A 15,412-nucleotide genomic window follows, 5' to 3' on the forward strand; every position below is an offset into this window, starting at 1 on the left:
TATTACTAAATCAACTCCACTCAGCTCTATGATCGCGAATAAACTTCATATCTTTCTTGTAATGCTCTAGATGTCCTTCATCAATCATTCTTTGGAAATTCAAGTCGCCTTCTTGTGCTTTTCGTTTCATATATGTACATAACCCTTCTAATCGAAGCAACACCATTCCTAAGTAATCTTCATCCATATTTTTACCATAGGACTGAACGAACAATTTGACTCTCTCTTTAATACGATCTGCATGTTGCGGTGAATCATAATGAACGGCTTCACCGGATTCTGTATAATATACTCTACTTAAAGGCACACAAGTATAAAGTGTATAAGCGATATCCCATAGTCTTGGGCCAGGAGCAGCAACATCGAAATCAATAATCCCTACTGGCTTCTCATTATTAAAAATAATGTTATATATGGCAAAATCATTATGGCATAAAACCTCAATGTTATTTGGCGTATGATCCATCGGTTTCCAATCATCTAATAAAGGAAAATCACTTACAGCATCATGGTAAAGGCGGAGCATCATTGCGATTTCTTTTAATACATCATTAGATCGCATATATTCTTTTAAAGGATAATTGCCAGCTTCTCCTTCAATAAAGGATAAAATCTCTCTATCCTTTTCATCTACACCTAAAAACTTTGGAGCATAATGAAATCCTTTGTTTTCTAAATGTTGCAATAGCTTATGAATCTTTTCACTGCCTGGCTTTAACTCTCGCCGAACAGTATTTTCAGAACGATATACGCTTGAGACGTTTCCCCCTGTTAGCCTTTCTTCTTTAGCGTAGTTTGACATGTGAAAATTCCCCCTGTAATTAAAAAATCCAATTCCAAATAGTGAATAGACCAACAATGGCAGAAAAGAGAAGGGAAGCAAGCAATGCTAGACAGCCAAAAGGGACTAGCTTATCTTGCCATGTTTCTTTATACTCATAAATTAACTCCTCTGCTACTTTCTTCTGCACTGAAGATAAAGGTTGCTCTTTATACAAACTTTTTATATGGTTAGAATCGCCTTTAAACTTTAAAGCACGTGCAATATGATGAGGACTATTTCCCATTGATTTTTCAAATAATAAACATGATTCATGCATAATGTCTGTTTTATGCTCCTCTAGATACCAGTAACGTCCAGCCATTTCTGGATATTGTAATGTATAATAAATATCTCCGAGTTGTTTTCGAAGATGTAATTCATTTGGGTATGTAAAGATGAGGCCATGCAATCTATCTCTTGCTTTTCCAAGATTATTATTTTCAATATCCTCTTCAATTCTTTTTAATGTTTTTCTAGAAATTTTATTGGTCATAAACTCCCCCTTATTTAGAATAGAGATAAGTATATTTTATAAGAAATACTAAAAATTAGAAATTCTATTTTCGAAAAAGATTGTACATTTTATTTTAATGTGCTATGATGATGTCAGTTGAATAGTTAAATTAAGCAATCCATATGTTATCAAGTGCTGGAAACGAACGAGAAAAAGTATGTGAGAACTAGTTTATGTTTCGTATTTGATAATGTGTGGATTCTTTTTTTAGACAGGAAGACTAAAAAATTTAAAATTTGTATTTTCTTAGGAGGAAATAATTATGGCAGTAACAGGACAAGTAAAATGGTTTAACAACGAAAAAGGTTTCGGTTTCATCGAAGTTCCAGGCGAAAACGACGTATTCGTACACTTCTCAGCAATCGAAACTGACGGTTTCAAATCTTTAGAAGAAGGTCAAAAAGTTAGCTTCGAAATCGAAGACGGTAACCGTGGACCTCAAGCTAAAAACGTAATCAAACTATAATTTTATAGTTGATGATGGAAAAAAGGATGGCTAATGCCATCCTTTTTTTGTTGTGGGGAAAGTTTTTTCAGAGCCTGTTTTTATATCTAAATCTCTTTTTCTATGTTACAACGGGTGAAAAATTATCTGGAATGCGTATTAGTTTCTGTAGAAGAATTAGTTCAGCAAGAGCATTTGCTGCGTATGATAGTAAATAACTATAAATTTGTATTCTCTATTGAAATAGGGGAATCTTTTCCAGATAGACCTTGAGTAACATCTTTTTTGTTAGCATTGTTGTTGGAATTTTGTACGTTTTGAGATGATGTTTCTAACAGTTGTTCTTGTTCCTTACTAGGGGTATTCAGAGCATCTGAGGGAATGCTATTAACCTGCTGATTTAATGGATTTTCTTTATCCATAGTATACAACTCCTTTTTAGAATTCGATAAAAAGCAATGTAATTATAAATAGCTACTTATATATATTGTGTTTTTGAATGACATTATATACAAAACTTATATTACAAAGTTAACTAATTAACGAATTGTTAGTGATGGATAAAGATGTACAAATTTGAAGTGTTTAATAAAAATTAAAAGCGGGTAACAAGTAATACTCTTTCTCATGTTTTATATAAGGATCATATTACAAATCAAAAAAGATGTAGAGAACCTTGGAAGAAAATATAGTCGTTTTTTAGGGGGAAGAATAAATAAAATGATACTACGAATGTAAAAAGGCATTCCATAAAGGAAGGCCTTTTATTGTTCTTGTCCTGATTTTTTCTTCTCACGTTTTTTACATTCTGGACATTTTGATTTACGAAACGGTTTGGCAAAGAATAGCAGAATGAAAAATAAACCGAATATAATACTAGCTGAGTTTTTCACGATAATGACGCTGCTATTTTTCATTTGAATCGATGGTTGGATCTCTTTTTCTTCCATAGTGGCCCTCCATATATTGGATTTACATTTTAATTATAGCAAAGTTAATTGTTTTCATGATGTGAAAATAGGAAGGGATAATAAATATTTATAGGTAGTATAAATGCTGTTTTTATAACTTTAAAATTAAATCATTACTATATCGTGATTTTTTTATTTAACAAATGTTTGATAAATGATAAAAAATTGTAAAAAAGCGGAACTTGTAAGCTATTTCCTTTTCATAGATGCTAAAATTATATATGCAGCTGCTAATATAAATGGAAAAAAGGAGATAATGGAGTATGGAAAGTAAAGTGGAACGCTATGTCGAAAATTATGTTGTAACGAAAAATACGATGGCCTTACTTCCTGTTATTCTAAGTGAAAAGAAAATTGTTACGCGAGTCGTTGAAATGAATGATTCTTTTTTCGTATTTCAAAAACCTCTAGATATTATAGAAAGAAGTTGCCGCAAGCATGGCTCTAGTTTCTTAGGCAGAAAAGAAGGAACGAAAGAGTTAACTCATATTACACATAAAGCACCGATTGCGATTAGTCCAGCAGATCAACTTTATTTTTTCCCTACCTATTCTTACTCTAGAAAAGAGTGCGCTTGGTTGTCTCATTTTTATATTGAAAGTAATAAAGAATTAGAAGATGGAAATCTTATTATTAGATTTATAAATGGCTTTGCTGTGAAATTAGAAATATCAAAAACTAGTTTTGAAAATCAACAAAATCGTACAGCGAAATTACGTACTGAATATGAAGATCGTAGGAAAAAACAAGGGAATCCTTGTTTTAAAGAGGTCGATAAAAAAGAGGAATCAACATTAAGACCCGCTTATGAGAAGGTGTATTTTGTGAAGGAAGGCGAAGTGTGAAAGGATGGGGGAATCCCCATTCTTTTTTTGTTTGTCAGTCAGTCTTTGTAGATAAGGCGATATATTAGAAAAAACGAGTTGTAATTGATATATTTAGAAAATCACCAGTATAATTTCATTTACCGATAAAAACCGAAAAACAATCTAAATAACAAAACGAACGACACGTCCTGTCGAATATTGATAGATTATCATAGCTAAATAATGAAGGAATTCTTATGAAAGATATGGAAACTTTAATAAATACATCTCCATATGTCGTATCTACCATTTCCTCTTTCATATAAGCAATGATACAGTAGGGATAGTATTTAGAGTAAAGGGGTAAAGTGTAGAATGGATTTTCAGACAATCAAAGAGTATTTTTCACCAGAAAATATGGATCATATTGTTGAGAGTTATAAAGCGTTCGGACCACTTCTTGGTATTGGTTTACCGATGATAGAGGCGTTGATTCCAGCATTACCGCTTATCGTATTTGTACTGGCGAATGCTGTTGCATTTGGCTTTTGGCTCGGTTTTCTTTATTCATGGCTTGGATCAGTAATGGGTGCATTACTTGTCTTTTTCATCATCCGCCATTTTGGTCGCAGTCGTTTCTTTTCGTTTGTAAATAAGCATGAGAGAGTACGAAAAGCAATGGGGTGGATTGAAAGGAAAGGATTCGCACCGATTTTTGTTATATTTTGTTTTCCGTTTACACCGTCAGCGCTCATAAATGTTGTCGCTGGTTTATCCCGAATTAGTGTAAAACAGTTTGGTCTAGCGTTAGCATTCGGAAAACTTGTGATGATTTTTATTTTAACGTATATCGGTCATGATTTAATGTCATTTATTCATAATCCGGTGAAATCAGTTATTGTAGCGATTGGTATTTTTATTTTATGGTATGTCGGTAAGAAAATCGAAGTAAAGTTAGAACTACATTAAGAATAGTCTTCTTTGTAAAGGAAAGCTTCAGTATTAAAGGATAAGGGGAGAAGCAGATGAAGAAAACTTTGAAAAAAGAAGGCATGGAGTGGATACGAACAATTTTAATTGGTGTATTATTAGCTGTATTTTTTCGAACGTTTTTCTTTTCGACGTATGTTGTAGAGGGGAAGTCAATGATGCCGACATTGCAAGATGGCAATATGCTAGTTGTAAATAAGGTGAGTTATCAAGTTGGGGACTTGAACAGATTTGACGTTGTGGTATTTCATGCGAATAAAAAAGAGGACTATGTAAAGCGGATTATCGGTTTACCTGGAGATCATATTGAATATAAGCAGGATAAGTTATATATAAACGGTCAATTTATTGATGAGCCGTATTTAGAGAAGTATAAGAAAGAGATAAACGGAAGGCAACTAACAGGTGACTTTACATTAGAAGAGTTAACGAAAGAAAAACTGGTGCCACCTGGGTTTATTTTTGTAGTAGGTGATAACCGGCTCGGGAGCTGGGATAGTAGACACTTTGGCTTTGTAAAAGCTGATACAGTCGTCGGTAAAGTTGATTTGCGATATTGGCCAATTCAAGAGGTGCAAACGAATTTTTCAAAAGGTTGATATAATAGATAAAAGTATAGAAAAAGGCAAACAACTCAGTTTGTCTTTTTTCGTGTCCTATAATACAATTATAGTAGCAAACTAACGTTCGTTATGTAAGTGAAAGGTGGGGTTACATGTCACTTCGATTTGTGATTGGTAGAGCGGGAAGTGGAAAAAGTACACTTTGTTTACGCGAAGTGCAAGAAGAGTTAAAACAATGCCCGAGAGGGAAAACAATATTATATCTTGTGCCAGAACAGATGACATTCCAGACGCAGCAGGCGTTAATTGGAAGTGAGGATGTAAGAGGTTCTATTCGGGCACAAGTTTTTAGTTTTTCACGATTAGCGTGGAAGGTACTGCAAGAAGTTGGCGGAGCGAGTCGTCTTCATATTGATGAAGCTGGTGTACATATGTTACTCCGTAAAATTGTAGAGTCTCGTAAAGATGGATTATCGGTGTTCCAAAAAGCAGCGGAGCAAAACGGTTTCTTTGAACATCTTGGCAGTATGATTGCAGAGTTTAAACGTTACAATGTAACGCCATCTAACGTATATGAAATGTGGCAACAATTAGATGCGCATAGTAGCAGTGCCGAACAAAAGTTACTAGCGAATAAAGTGTATGATTTACAGCTATTATACGATGATTTTGAACGTGCTTTAATTGGAAAATACTTAGATTCAGAAGACTACCTGCAATTGCTAGTGGAAAAGCTTCCGCAGTCTGAATATGTAAATGGTGCGGAAATTTATATAGATGGATTTCATTCATTCTCCCCGCAAGAGTTAGAGATTGTAAGACAGCTTATGATTTGCGGAGCGAGAGTTACAATCACGTTAACGATAGATGAAAAAACGTTAGCGCAGCCAGTAAATGAACTCGATTTATTTTATGAAACGACGTTAACGTATGAAAAAATAAAACAAGTAGCGCGTGAAGAGAAAATAGAAATTGAAAAAACAATTCCACTTATGGAACAGCCGCGTTTTCATTCTCCGGCATTAGCGCATTTAGAAGCTCATTATGAAGCGCGTCCGAATGAAAAATTTAACGGTGAAGCGAGTGTAACGATTAGTACAGCTGCGAATTTACGAGCGGAGGTAGAAGGTGTTGCGCGTGAAATTCGTAAACTTGTTGCGAATGAAAAATATCGTTACCGGGATATTGCAGTGCTTCTTCGTAATGGGGAAAGTTATTACGATGTGATGCGAACGTTATTTACAGATTATAATATCCCGCACTTCATCGATGAAAAGCGCCCGATGTCACACCACCCATTAGTAGAATGTATTCGTTCTGCACTCGAGATTATTAGTGGGAATTGGCGTTATGATGCGGTGTTCCGTTGCGTGAAAACAGAGCTTTTATATCCATTAGACGTAAGAAAAGAAACGATGCGTGAAGAAATGGATGAATTTGAAAATTACTGTTTAGCGTACGGTGTACAAGGAAAGAGATGGACTTCAGAGGATCCATGGATGTATCGCCGTTATCGTTCTCTTGATGATACGAACGGGATGATCACAGACAGTGAACGTGAAATGGAAGAGAAAATAAATAGGTTACGTGACGTTGTAAGAACACCTGTTATTCGCATGCAAAAAAGGTTAAAGCGTGCAGGAACAGTTATGCAAATGTGTGAAGCAGTTTACTTATTTTTAGAAGAACTGGATGTTCCGAAAAAACTAGAAGAATTACGTATACGTGCAGAAGAAAGTGGAGATTTCTTATTTGCGACAGATCATGAACAAGTATGGGAAGAAGTAATGAGCCTTCTTGATACGTTTGTAGAGATGCTTGGTGAAGAGAAAATGTCTCTTTCTATGTTTACGGACGTTATGTCGACTGGTCTTGAGGCGCTTCAATTTGCTAACATTCCGCCGTCATTAGACCAAGTGTTAATTGCTAATATTGATCACTCCAGGTTATCTGATGTGAAAGCAACGTTTATTATAGGTGTAAATGAGGGTGTTATTCCAGCAGCACCTATGGACGAAGGTATGCTTTCTGATGAAGAAAGAGAAGTTCTTGGTGCAGCAGGGATTGAATTAGCGCCAACGACGAGACAAAATTTGTTAGAAGAACAGTTCGTTATGTATCAAATGGTAACGAGAGCATCTGAGAAGCTATACATTTCATGCCCGCTTGCAGATGAAGAAGGAAAGACGTTACTTGCGTCTAGCTTTATTAAGAAAATAAAAAGAATGTTCCCTAATGTGAAAGATTCATTTATTACGAATGATGTAAACGATTTATCACGTTCAGAACAAATTTCATACGTAGCAACGCCAGAAGTAACGTTATCTTACGTTATGCAGCAACTACAAACGTGGAAGCGATACGGATTTGAAGGGAATTTAGACTTTTGGTGGGACGTATATAATTTCTACGTAACTTCAGATGAATGGAAACAAAAAAGCAGCCGCGTCTTATCAAGTTTATTCTATCGAAATCGTGCGAAGAAACTAAGTACAGCAGTAAGTAGAGATTTATACGGAGATATAATTAAAGGAAGTGTCTCTCGTATGGAACTATTTAACCGTTGTGCATACGCTCATTTTGCGCAGCACGGTTTATCGCTTAGAGAGCGTGATATTTTCAAGCTTGATGCGCCAGACATCGGCGAATTATTCCATGCGGCATTAAAGAAAATTGCGGACAAGTTATTGCGTGAAAACCGTACTTGGGCGGATTTATCCATAAAAGAGTGTGAGCATCTTTCTGTTTTAGTAATAGAAGAAATCGCACCGTTATTACAACGACAAATTTTATTAAGTTCAAACCGTCATTTCTATTTAAAACAAAAACTACAACAAATCATTTTCCGTACTTCAATCATTCTTCGTGAACATGCGAAGTCAAGCGGATTCGTACCAGTTGATTTAGAAGTGCCGTTCGGTATGGGTGGTACAGGATCACTTCCGCCGATGGAATTCTCATTACCAAATGGTGTGAAGATGGAAGTAGTCGGCCGTATTGACCGTGTTGATAAGGCAGAAGATGAAAACGGGACGTTCTTACGTATTATTGATTATAAATCAAGTTCAAAAGCGTTAGATTTAACGGAAGTGTATTACGGATTAGCACTTCAAATGTTAACGTATTTAGATGTCGTTACTTCGAATGCACAGACGTGGATGAAAAAAGGCCACGCAGCATCACCAGCTGGTGTATTGTATTTCCATATTCATAACCCAATCGTTGAGATGAAAGGTGACGCATCTGAAGCTGAAATTGAAAAAGAAATTTTAAAGAAATTTAAAATGAAAGGACTCGTATTAGGAGATGCTGACGTTGTTCGTTTAATGGATAACAAACTTTCAACAGGGAGCTCAGATATTATTTCTGCTGGCCTGAAAAAAGACGGTAGCTTTAGTGCGCGTTCAAGTATTGCAAGTGAGCAAGAGTTTAACGTACTGCAAAAATATGTACACCATACGTTTGAAAATATCGGAAAAGATATTACAGAAGGTGTTATCGATATTGCTCCTTATAAAATGGGAAATAAAGCAGCATGTACGTTCTGTAACTTCAAATCTGTTTGTCAATTTGATGAGTCACTTGAAGATAATCAGTTCCGATCGTTAAAAGATATGAAAGATAGCGAAGCAATGGAGAAAATAAGAGAGGAGGTTGGCGGAGAATGATAGAAAATTGGCCTGAAAAACCAGAAGGTAGTCAATGGACAGATGACCAGTGGAAAGCTGTTGTAGCGAATGGACGTGATATTTTAGTTGCGGCTGCAGCTGGGTCAGGGAAAACAGCAGTATTAGTTGAACGTATTATTAAAAAGATTATTAATGAAGAGAATCCAGTCGATGTCGACCGCCTGCTCGTTGTAACATTTACGAATGCAGCGGCGCAAGAGATGAAAAACCGAATCGGGGAAGCGTTAGAAAAGGTATTAATTGATGAACCAGGCTCTCAACACGTAAGAAAGCAGCTGAGCCTATTAAATAAAGCTTCCATTTCAACAATTCACTCATTCTGTTTACAAGTAATTAGAGGATATTACTACATGCTTGATGTTGATCCTCGTTTCCGTATTGCTAATCAAACAGAAAATGAATTGTTAAAAGAAGAAGTGCTAGATGATATATTAGAAGAAGAGTACGGAATCGAAGATAATACAATCTTCTTTGAACTTGTTGATCGTTATACGAGTGACCGTAGTGATGATGACTTACAACGTATGATTTTAGCGCTTCATACAGAGTCAAGAGCGCATCCAAATCCGGAAAAATGGCTTGATAAATTAGTAGAAGCATATGACGTAGAAGGAAAGACAATTGAAGATTTAGTATATGCTTCTTATTTATTAGAAGATGTGAAATTCCAGCTTGAAACAGCGGAACAGCATATTCGTAAGGCAACTGAACTCGCAATGCTTCCTGACGGTCCAGCGCCTCGCATTGAAACCCTGCAAGCAGATGTAGCTTTACTTGGAACGCTATCATCAGCTGCTCAGGAGTCGTGGACAAGTTTGTATGAAGCGATGCAAAACGTATCGTGGCAAACGTTAAAGCGTATTAAGAAAAGTGATTACAATGAAGATGTTGTAAAACAAGTAGACTCTCTTCGTAATAAAGCGAAAGATGAAGTGAAGAAATTACAAGAAGAGTTATTTAGCCGCAAACCTGAAAGTTTCTTACGAGATTTTCAAGATATGCACCCAGTATTAGAAAAGCTTGTTCAACTTGTAAAAGTATTTACAGAGCGTTTCCAAGCGATGAAGAGAGATAAAGGAATGGTCGATTTCACAGATTTAGAGCATTTTTGTTTACAAATTTTAAGTGAACAAAGTGAAAATGGTGAAATGAATCCGTCAGCAGTGGCGCTCCAATATCGTAATAAATTTGCTGAAGTATTAGTCGATGAATATCAAGACACGAACTTTGTACAGGAATCCATTATTAAATTCGTAACGAAAGATTCTGAGAGTGAAGGAAACTTGTTCATGGTTGGTGACGTAAAGCAGTCGATTTATCGTTTCCGACTAGCCGAGCCAGGACTATTCCTAGGAAAATATAAACGCTTCACACAAGAAGGATTGGGCGGCGGAATGAAGATTGACTTAGCGAAAAACTTCCGTAGTCGTCATGAAGTACTAGCAGGTACGAACTTTATCTTCAAACAAATTATGGGTGAAGAAGTCGGAGAAATCGACTACGATGCAGACGCTGAATTAAAGTTAGGTGCTACCTATCCAGAAGGTGAAGATGTAGCGGCAGAACTACTGTGCATTCAGCAAACGGAAGAAGAAGTAATAGACGGAGAAGAAGGTGCAGAAGTCGAAAAAGCACAGCTTGAAGCTCGTCTTATGGCGCAGCGCATTAAAGCGATGGTGGATTCCGGTTATGAAGTGTATGACCGTAAAAATGATAGTATGCGTCCGGTACAATACCGCGACTTCGTTATTTTACTTCGCTCCATGCCGTGGGCCCCGCAAATTATGGAAGAGTTAAAATTACAAGGAATTCCAGTATACGCTGACCTTGCGACTGGTTACTTTGAAGCGACGGAAGTAAATATTATGATGAACGTATTCCGCGTTATTGATAATCCGATGCAAGATATTCCGCTTGCAGCTGTACTTCGTTCTCCAATCGTTGGATTGAGCGATGAAGAACTTGCAACGCTTCGTGCTCATGGAAAGAAAGGCTCGTTTTATGAAGTAATGAGCTCATTCTTAAAAGGGGCACCACTTGAAGAGGAGCAAGAACTTCATGATAAATTAGAGTGGTTTTATAACTTACTGCAAGGATGGCGTGAATTTGCACGTCAACAATCACTTTCTGATTTAATTTGGAAAGTGTACGGTGAGACAGGTTATTACGACTTCGTTGGCGGTTTACCAGCTGGAAAGCAAAGGCAGGCAAACTTACGCGTACTATATGACCGCGCAAGACAATACGAAGCAACATCATTTAGAGGATTATTCCGCTTCTTACGTTTTATTGAACGTATTTTAGAACGCGGTGATGACATGGGTACGGCGAGGGCCCTCGGTGAACAAGAAGACGTTGTTCGCATTATGACGATTCATAAAAGTAAAGGGTTAGAGTTCCCGGTTGTATTTGTAGCTGGACTCGGTCGTCGTTTTAATACACAAGACTTAATGAAACGTTTCTTATTGCATAAAGATTTCGGTTTCGGTTCGCAATTTATCGATCCGCGTAAACGAATTAAATATACAACATTATCACAGCTTGCGATTAAGCGTAAAATGAAAATGGAATTAATTGCGGAAGAAATGCGCGTACTATACGTAGCGTTGACGCGCGCGAAAGAGAAGTTAATTTTAATCGGAACAGTTAAGGATGCAAATAAGGAAATGGAAAAATGGCTTGATGCGAGGGAACATAGTGAATGGTTATTACCAGATCACATACGTGCCGGGGCGTCTTGTTATTTAGACTGGATTGCACCTTCATTATATAGACACCGTGATAGTGAAATGCTTCTTGAATTAGGACAAGGAAGTATTCCAGATGAAATTTACGGGTATGACACTAGCTGGAAAGTAGAAGTTGTGGACGGTAATACGCTACTTGCACCAGAGCCAGTTCAAGAAGAGAAACAAGAATTGTTAGAAGCGCTTCGTGAGAAAAAGGCTGTGCCGTTAGAAAGTGAACGAAAAGATGAAGTGTACGATAGATTAATGTGGAAGTACGGATATGAGGAAGCAACATCTCACCGTGCGAAGCAATCTGTTACAGAAATAAAGAGAAATTATCAATCAGAAGATGGTAGTGATAACGCCTTTATTAAAAAACTACGTGCACCAATTAAAACACGTCCGCGCTTTATGGAGAAAAAAGGGTTAACGTACGCAGAGCGCGGAACAGCAGTCCATGCCGTTATGCAGCATGTTGATTTGAAGAAGCCGATTACGGTTGAAGTTCTTCAAGAGCAAATTGCTGGAATGGTAAATAAGGAATTATTAACATTCGAGCAGGCGGAAGAAATAGCGATTGAAAAAGTAATTTCATTCTTTGACAGTGACTTAGGTAAAAGGGTATTAGCGGCGAAAAGTGTTGAGCGTGAAGTTCCATTTACGATGATGCTTGCAGCAGAAGAAGCATATCAAGATTGGCAAGGGAATAGCGGGGAATCGATTCTTGTCCAAGGGGTTATCGACTGCATGATTGAAGAGGAAGATGGCATTACGTTAATCGACTTCAAAACAGATACGATTGAAGGGAAATTTCCAGGCGGATTCGAACAAGCGAAACCAATTTTAGAAGATCGATATAAAGTGCAGCTTTCGTTATATGCAAAAGCACTGGAGAAAAGCTTACAACATCCTGTAAAAGAGAAATGTTTATACTTCTTTGATGGGAATCACGTTGTAAATATTGAAGAATAGAGGGGCTTGAAAATGGTAACGGAAAAAACGTTAAGAACTTGTGAACAGGGACACGAGTACTATAAAAGTAGCGATTGTCCAACTTGCCCAGTCTGTGAGAAAGAGAGAAAACCAAAAGAAGGTTTTCTCTCTCTTCTTTCAGCGCCAGCAAGAAGGGCATTAGAACACCATGGAATTCAAACTGTAGAAGAACTCTCAAAATATAGTGAAAAAGAAATATTAAAACTGCATGGTATGGGACCTGCGTCTTTGCCGAAGCTTAGGAGGGCTTTGGAGGAGAGCGGGTTATCATTTAAATAAAATGAAATAGTGCCTCTTCACTACTTACTTGTTTATACCACTATTTGTGGACAGTAAAGTTCTTGCTTATTAAAATTTTATTTTAATAATTTTGAATTAGATAAAAGAAAAAAGTAGGAGAATATCTCCTACTTTTTTTACGCTGTTCCAATCTGATCTTGATCTGCCACATCAGAATCAAATGTATTCGTTGCACTAACACCGTTAAACGTATTCACGACAAACCCAACATTGGAAGCTCCAGATCCGTTATAGGCTTTCGTGTTTTCTTTCGGAGATACGTTATAAAAATCTCCTAAGTTGAAAGAGCCGTTACTGTTTTGCACGACGAGATTTCCTACAACCGAAGGCATACCATCCACCTACTTTACTAAGCTTTTTAATTACTATATGAATTATTGTGCGGAAGGTTCATCCGTAATATATTGGCGGATTTGTATAATACGAGAGTTATTAAAACCATAATCAACATTTCCAATTTGAAAGCAACCAGAGTTTAAAAGTGTGCGTAATTCAACGTTATTAACTTCAATAAAAGGGCATTCATTTACAATGTTTAATTTTACATCTGTCGTTCGTTTTGGAATTGTAATGTGTTCATCTGTAAAGATTTCAAAAGCATCAAAGCGACCTTCTCCCCGTATATAAAAAGGAATTTCACGGTGGACGGCAATAGCTCTACTTTTTAATTCCATTTGGTTTGCATCTCCAACTTGAAATACACCAGCAATCCCTAAAGAAATAATAGAAACATTTTGGACAATAGACACATGATGCAACATAATTTCTCAGTCTCCTTAACCTGGAGTAGGAGGGACATCTGTTACTAATGGTACAAATGGACCCTCTGTAACTGTTTCAAATGGTGTATCGAGAATAGAAGATAGAATGAGGAGATTTGCATCTCCAATTAAAAAGAGTGCGGACGACGATACACCGTTCATTTTAATCTGTCCGACTTTTAACTCACGGTTTACAACGTTAAGGTTCATACATACTTACTCCTTTCGGAAATTTCCCGGTATGTGCTGAATAAAGGAGAGAAAGGCTTTGTCAATATCTTGTTTCATTGCCTGAATAATGATATCTCGTAAATAATCTGGATCTGTTGAAATACCTTCATATGATTGCGCTTGTGATAAATAATAAGGGAGTCGATGCTCCATCTGTTTTTTTATGTCATCCACCATCATTTGTCGATACATTTCATCAAGCGGTGTTCGCTCTTCTTGTTCAAAATGGAGAATACGATTATATGCTTCTTCATCTAAGTATCGATGCATTTCTTGGAGGATACCTTGATAAAAGTCTGGGTTTGTTTCAGTTTCAGGGTTTACCTTCAATGTTTCTGTATCCACTTGAAAATCTTCAATTTGTTGTCCTTTTGCTGAAAATGGGTTTAAACCAATATTTAAAGTACCATTTAAATTTTCGACTTTTAATTGATCGAATTTGTATTCCACTTTTCCTACAGAAGAGGAGGGGCGATTTTTTAATTCGTTAAGCTCTTCTTGGAGTTGGCGCACTTGATCTTCTAAATTCAGGATGGCTGCTTGTTGTGTTTGAAGAGCTTGTTGAAGTTGGTGTAAGTAAGTATATATATCTTGATTCATTTGTGAAACCTCCTTTTCAATAGGGAGGGTAAAAATATTCCTGCTATATATTTATGACAAGGATGTCTTAAGAAGAACTAGTTGATGGTTTGATAGAAATAATTTGTCCTTTCGCCTGTAATGGGCGAAGCGGCTCCGTAAATCCGCCCGTATTTGAAAATTTAGATAGGGCTTTAATACTTCCGGCAGTACCAATTTGGAACACAGAAGAGGTTGTAATGCTATCAATTTTAATACTGTTGATGATGATACTTTGGTTTACATAAAAATTCAATGCAATTGCCTCCTTTAAGTTGAGCCAATTATCGCTTGATCGATTACATCTGAATCGTTGACAGTCGTTGCACTTTGATAATTGTAGACAGAAACATTGTCTCCAACGTTGAAAGAGCCGGCCCCGGCGAAAGCACGTGAGTAACTAATAGGCCTAATCGCAAATACATCTCCAATATGAAAAATACCACTTGATCCAATATTGACGATACGAATATGTCCGACCATAGCTGGCATACAAAACACCCTTCGTTTTTAAAATTTTCTTTTCTACTATTGTATGGGCGTTTTCAATAAAATGTGTGTTTTTTTGAAATAAAAGACACACACACGCTATTGCGTGTGTGTGTCGAGTGTTTGATTTGGGTGAAAATCCGTATGTACATGCCAAATTACATTTAAGAGCCTGTCCAGTTCTTGGCTACAATCCACTGTTTTTTGAGAAGTCATTCCATAGCGTTCAGCAAAATAAATCATTTTTTCACGTTTTTTTTCAATCGCTTGCTCAAACATTGAAATCGGCTCCATCTCTAAATGAAATTTTTAGTATATATGTAGTACATATTATACAAAAACTCCATAAAAAAGAAATACCTTCGCTAAAAAAAGTAAAATTTCTACATTTTATGCCAAATATAAAGGCGTAACGAATAGGGTATGAGAAGAATATTGTAAAAATTAGCGTGCATGAGAAGGTTTTTTTCTTGCGGATGCGAATACAATT

18 protein-coding genes are annotated in these 15,412 nt (G+C 36.6%); 7 read left to right on the top strand and 11 right to left on the bottom strand.

Annotated elements, in window-relative coordinates; genetic code table 11:
• Window positions 1-10: 10 nt before the first annotated feature.
• Both DN399_RS05650 and DN399_RS05655 read right to left on the bottom strand, forming a co-directional pair.
• Window positions 11-802: a phosphotransferase gene (locus DN399_RS05650; protein WP_149149401.1), complete on the bottom strand. Its 792-nt coding sequence runs from the start codon at window positions 800-802 to the stop codon at window positions 11-13.
• Window positions 803-821: 19 nt separating this feature from the next.
• Window positions 822-1,316 (bottom strand): DUF6584 family protein, encoded by a 495-nt coding sequence (locus DN399_RS05655; RefSeq protein WP_049108549.1) that lies wholly within the window; start codon window positions 1,314-1,316, stop codon window positions 822-824.
• 283 nt (window positions 1,317-1,599) lie between these two features.
• Here DN399_RS05655 and cspA point away from each other — a divergent pair, with 283 nt between their 5' ends.
• Window positions 1,600-1,803: an RNA chaperone/antiterminator CspA gene (cspA, locus tag DN399_RS05660; protein ID WP_000301518.1), complete on the top strand. Its 204-nt coding sequence runs from the start codon at window positions 1,600-1,602 to the stop codon at window positions 1,801-1,803.
• A gap of 197 nt (window positions 1,804-2,000) precedes the next feature.
• Here cspA and DN399_RS05665 read toward each other — a convergent pair whose 3' ends face one another.
• Both DN399_RS05665 and DN399_RS05670 read right to left on the bottom strand, forming a co-directional pair.
• On the bottom strand, window positions 2,001-2,204 hold the full coding sequence (locus tag DN399_RS05665) for a hypothetical protein (protein ID WP_000356924.1): 204 nt from the start codon (window positions 2,202-2,204) through the stop codon (window positions 2,001-2,003).
• 342 nt (window positions 2,205-2,546) lie between these two features.
• Window positions 2,547-2,732, bottom strand: coding sequence for a hypothetical protein (locus DN399_RS05670; RefSeq protein WP_000391373.1), 186 nt, complete (start codon window positions 2,730-2,732; stop codon window positions 2,547-2,549).
• Window positions 2,733-3,016: 284 nt separating this feature from the next.
• Here DN399_RS05670 and DN399_RS05675 point away from each other — a divergent pair, with 284 nt between their 5' ends.
• From DN399_RS05675 to DN399_RS05700, 6 genes are all read left to right on the top strand, one after another.
• Window positions 3,017-3,598: a competence protein ComK gene (locus DN399_RS05675; protein WP_000444439.1), complete on the top strand. Its 582-nt coding sequence runs from the start codon at window positions 3,017-3,019 to the stop codon at window positions 3,596-3,598.
• A gap of 336 nt (window positions 3,599-3,934) precedes the next feature.
• Window positions 3,935-4,528 carry a TVP38/TMEM64 family protein gene (locus DN399_RS05680; RefSeq protein WP_000347517.1) on the top strand — a complete coding sequence of 198 codons (594 nt, stop codon included), beginning with the start codon at window positions 3,935-3,937 and terminating at the stop codon, window positions 4,526-4,528.
• Window positions 4,529-4,584: 56 nt separating this feature from the next.
• Window positions 4,585-5,148, top strand: a complete 564-nt coding sequence (gene lepB, locus DN399_RS05685; RefSeq protein WP_000751919.1) for a signal peptidase I — start codon at window positions 4,585-4,587, stop codon at window positions 5,146-5,148.
• A gap of 116 nt (window positions 5,149-5,264) precedes the next feature.
• Window positions 5,265-8,780 carry a helicase-exonuclease AddAB subunit AddB gene (addB, locus tag DN399_RS05690; RefSeq protein WP_149149402.1) on the top strand — a complete coding sequence of 1,172 codons (3,516 nt, stop codon included), beginning with the start codon at window positions 5,265-5,267 and terminating at the stop codon, window positions 8,778-8,780.
• Complete coding sequence (gene addA / locus DN399_RS05695; protein ID WP_000572259.1) at window positions 8,777-12,502, top strand: helicase-exonuclease AddAB subunit AddA; 3,726 nt, start codon at window positions 8,777-8,779, stop codon at window positions 12,500-12,502. The genes addB and addA overlap by 4 nt, the downstream gene beginning before the upstream one ends.
• A 12-nt stretch (window positions 12,503-12,514) precedes the next feature.
• A complete protein-coding gene (locus DN399_RS05700; protein WP_000255727.1) occupies window positions 12,515-12,802 on the top strand; it encodes an RNA polymerase alpha subunit C-terminal domain-containing protein in 288 nt (95 codons plus the stop codon).
• Between the two features lie 137 nt (window positions 12,803-12,939).
• Here the strand turns inward: DN399_RS05700 and gerPF are convergent, their stop codons facing one another.
• The 7 genes from gerPF to DN399_RS05735 all read right to left on the bottom strand — a co-directional run bounded on the left by gerPF (window position 12,940) and on the right by DN399_RS05735 (window position 15,201).
• Complete coding sequence (gerPF, locus tag DN399_RS05705) at window positions 12,940-13,155, bottom strand: spore germination protein GerPF (RefSeq protein ID WP_001141566.1); 216 nt, start codon at window positions 13,153-13,155, stop codon at window positions 12,940-12,942.
• Between the two features lie 42 nt (window positions 13,156-13,197).
• Window positions 13,198-13,584, bottom strand: a complete 387-nt coding sequence (locus DN399_RS05710; protein WP_000902322.1) for a spore germination protein GerPE — start codon at window positions 13,582-13,584, stop codon at window positions 13,198-13,200.
• A gap of 15 nt (window positions 13,585-13,599) precedes the next feature.
• Window positions 13,600-13,794: a spore germination protein GerPD gene (gene gerPD, locus DN399_RS05715; RefSeq protein WP_001052807.1), complete on the bottom strand. Its 195-nt coding sequence runs from the start codon at window positions 13,792-13,794 to the stop codon at window positions 13,600-13,602.
• 6 nt (window positions 13,795-13,800) lie between these two features.
• A complete protein-coding gene (gene gerPC / locus DN399_RS05720) occupies window positions 13,801-14,415 on the bottom strand; it encodes a spore germination protein GerPC (protein WP_001070760.1) in 615 nt (204 codons plus the stop codon).
• Between the two features lie 67 nt (window positions 14,416-14,482).
• Window positions 14,483-14,689 carry a spore germination protein GerPB gene (gene gerPB, locus DN399_RS05725; RefSeq protein ID WP_001012508.1) on the bottom strand — a complete coding sequence of 69 codons (207 nt, stop codon included), beginning with the start codon at window positions 14,687-14,689 and terminating at the stop codon, window positions 14,483-14,485.
• A gap of 14 nt (window positions 14,690-14,703) precedes the next feature.
• Entirely contained in the window at window positions 14,704-14,925 is a 222-nt protein-coding gene (gene gerPA, locus DN399_RS05730; RefSeq protein WP_001111187.1) for a spore germination protein GerPA, read from the bottom strand.
• Window positions 14,926-15,021: 96 nt separating this feature from the next.
• Entirely contained in the window at window positions 15,022-15,201 is a 180-nt protein-coding gene (locus tag DN399_RS05735) for an aspartyl-phosphate phosphatase Spo0E family protein (protein WP_000462845.1), read from the bottom strand.
• Between the last annotated feature and the right edge of the window lie 211 nt (window positions 15,202-15,412).

This window comes from Bacillus sp. AR4-2, from assembly GCF_008274865.1.
Lineage (GTDB): Bacteria > Bacillota > Bacilli > Bacillales > Bacillaceae_G > Bacillus_A > Bacillus_A cereus.

What these genes read in the sequence shown, in the direction of transcription:
- DN399_RS05650 (WP_149149401.1), bottom strand. Translation starts at nt 802, where the DNA reads ATGTCAAACTACGCTAAAGAAGAAAGGCTAACAGGGGGAAACGTCTCA.
- DN399_RS05655 (WP_049108549.1), bottom strand. Translation starts at nt 1,316, where the DNA reads ATGACCAATAAAATTTCTAGAAAAACATTAAAAAGAATTGAAGAGGAT.
- cspA (WP_000301518.1), top strand. Translation starts at nt 1,600, where the DNA reads ATGGCAGTAACAGGACAAGTAAAATGGTTTAACAACGAAAAAGGTTTC.
- DN399_RS05665 (WP_000356924.1), bottom strand. Translation starts at nt 2,204, where the DNA reads ATGGATAAAGAAAATCCATTAAATCAGCAGGTTAATAGCATTCCCTCA.
- DN399_RS05670 (WP_000391373.1), bottom strand. Translation starts at nt 2,732, where the DNA reads ATGGAAGAAAAAGAGATCCAACCATCGATTCAAATGAAAAATAGCAGC.
- DN399_RS05675 (WP_000444439.1), top strand. Translation starts at nt 3,017, where the DNA reads ATGGAAAGTAAAGTGGAACGCTATGTCGAAAATTATGTTGTAACGAAA.
- DN399_RS05680 (WP_000347517.1), top strand. Translation starts at nt 3,935, where the DNA reads ATGGATTTTCAGACAATCAAAGAGTATTTTTCACCAGAAAATATGGAT.
- lepB (WP_000751919.1), top strand. Translation starts at nt 4,585, where the DNA reads ATGAAGAAAACTTTGAAAAAAGAAGGCATGGAGTGGATACGAACAATT.
- addB (WP_149149402.1), top strand. Translation starts at nt 5,265, where the DNA reads ATGTCACTTCGATTTGTGATTGGTAGAGCGGGAAGTGGAAAAAGTACA.
- addA (WP_000572259.1), top strand. Translation starts at nt 8,777, where the DNA reads ATGATAGAAAATTGGCCTGAAAAACCAGAAGGTAGTCAATGGACAGAT.
- DN399_RS05700 (WP_000255727.1), top strand. Translation starts at nt 12,515, where the DNA reads ATGGTAACGGAAAAAACGTTAAGAACTTGTGAACAGGGACACGAGTAC.
- gerPF (WP_001141566.1), bottom strand. Translation starts at nt 13,155, where the DNA reads ATGCCTTCGGTTGTAGGAAATCTCGTCGTGCAAAACAGTAACGGCTCT.
- DN399_RS05710 (WP_000902322.1), bottom strand. Translation starts at nt 13,584, where the DNA reads ATGTTGCATCATGTGTCTATTGTCCAAAATGTTTCTATTATTTCTTTA.
- gerPD (WP_001052807.1), bottom strand. Translation starts at nt 13,794, where the DNA reads ATGAACCTTAACGTTGTAAACCGTGAGTTAAAAGTCGGACAGATTAAA.
- gerPC (WP_001070760.1), bottom strand. Translation starts at nt 14,415, where the DNA reads ATGAATCAAGATATATATACTTACTTACACCAACTTCAACAAGCTCTT.
- gerPA (WP_001111187.1), bottom strand. Translation starts at nt 14,925, where the DNA reads ATGCCAGCTATGGTCGGACATATTCGTATCGTCAATATTGGATCAAGT.
- DN399_RS05735 (WP_000462845.1), bottom strand. Translation starts at nt 15,201, where the DNA reads ATGTTTGAGCAAGCGATTGAAAAAAAACGTGAAAAAATGATTTATTTT.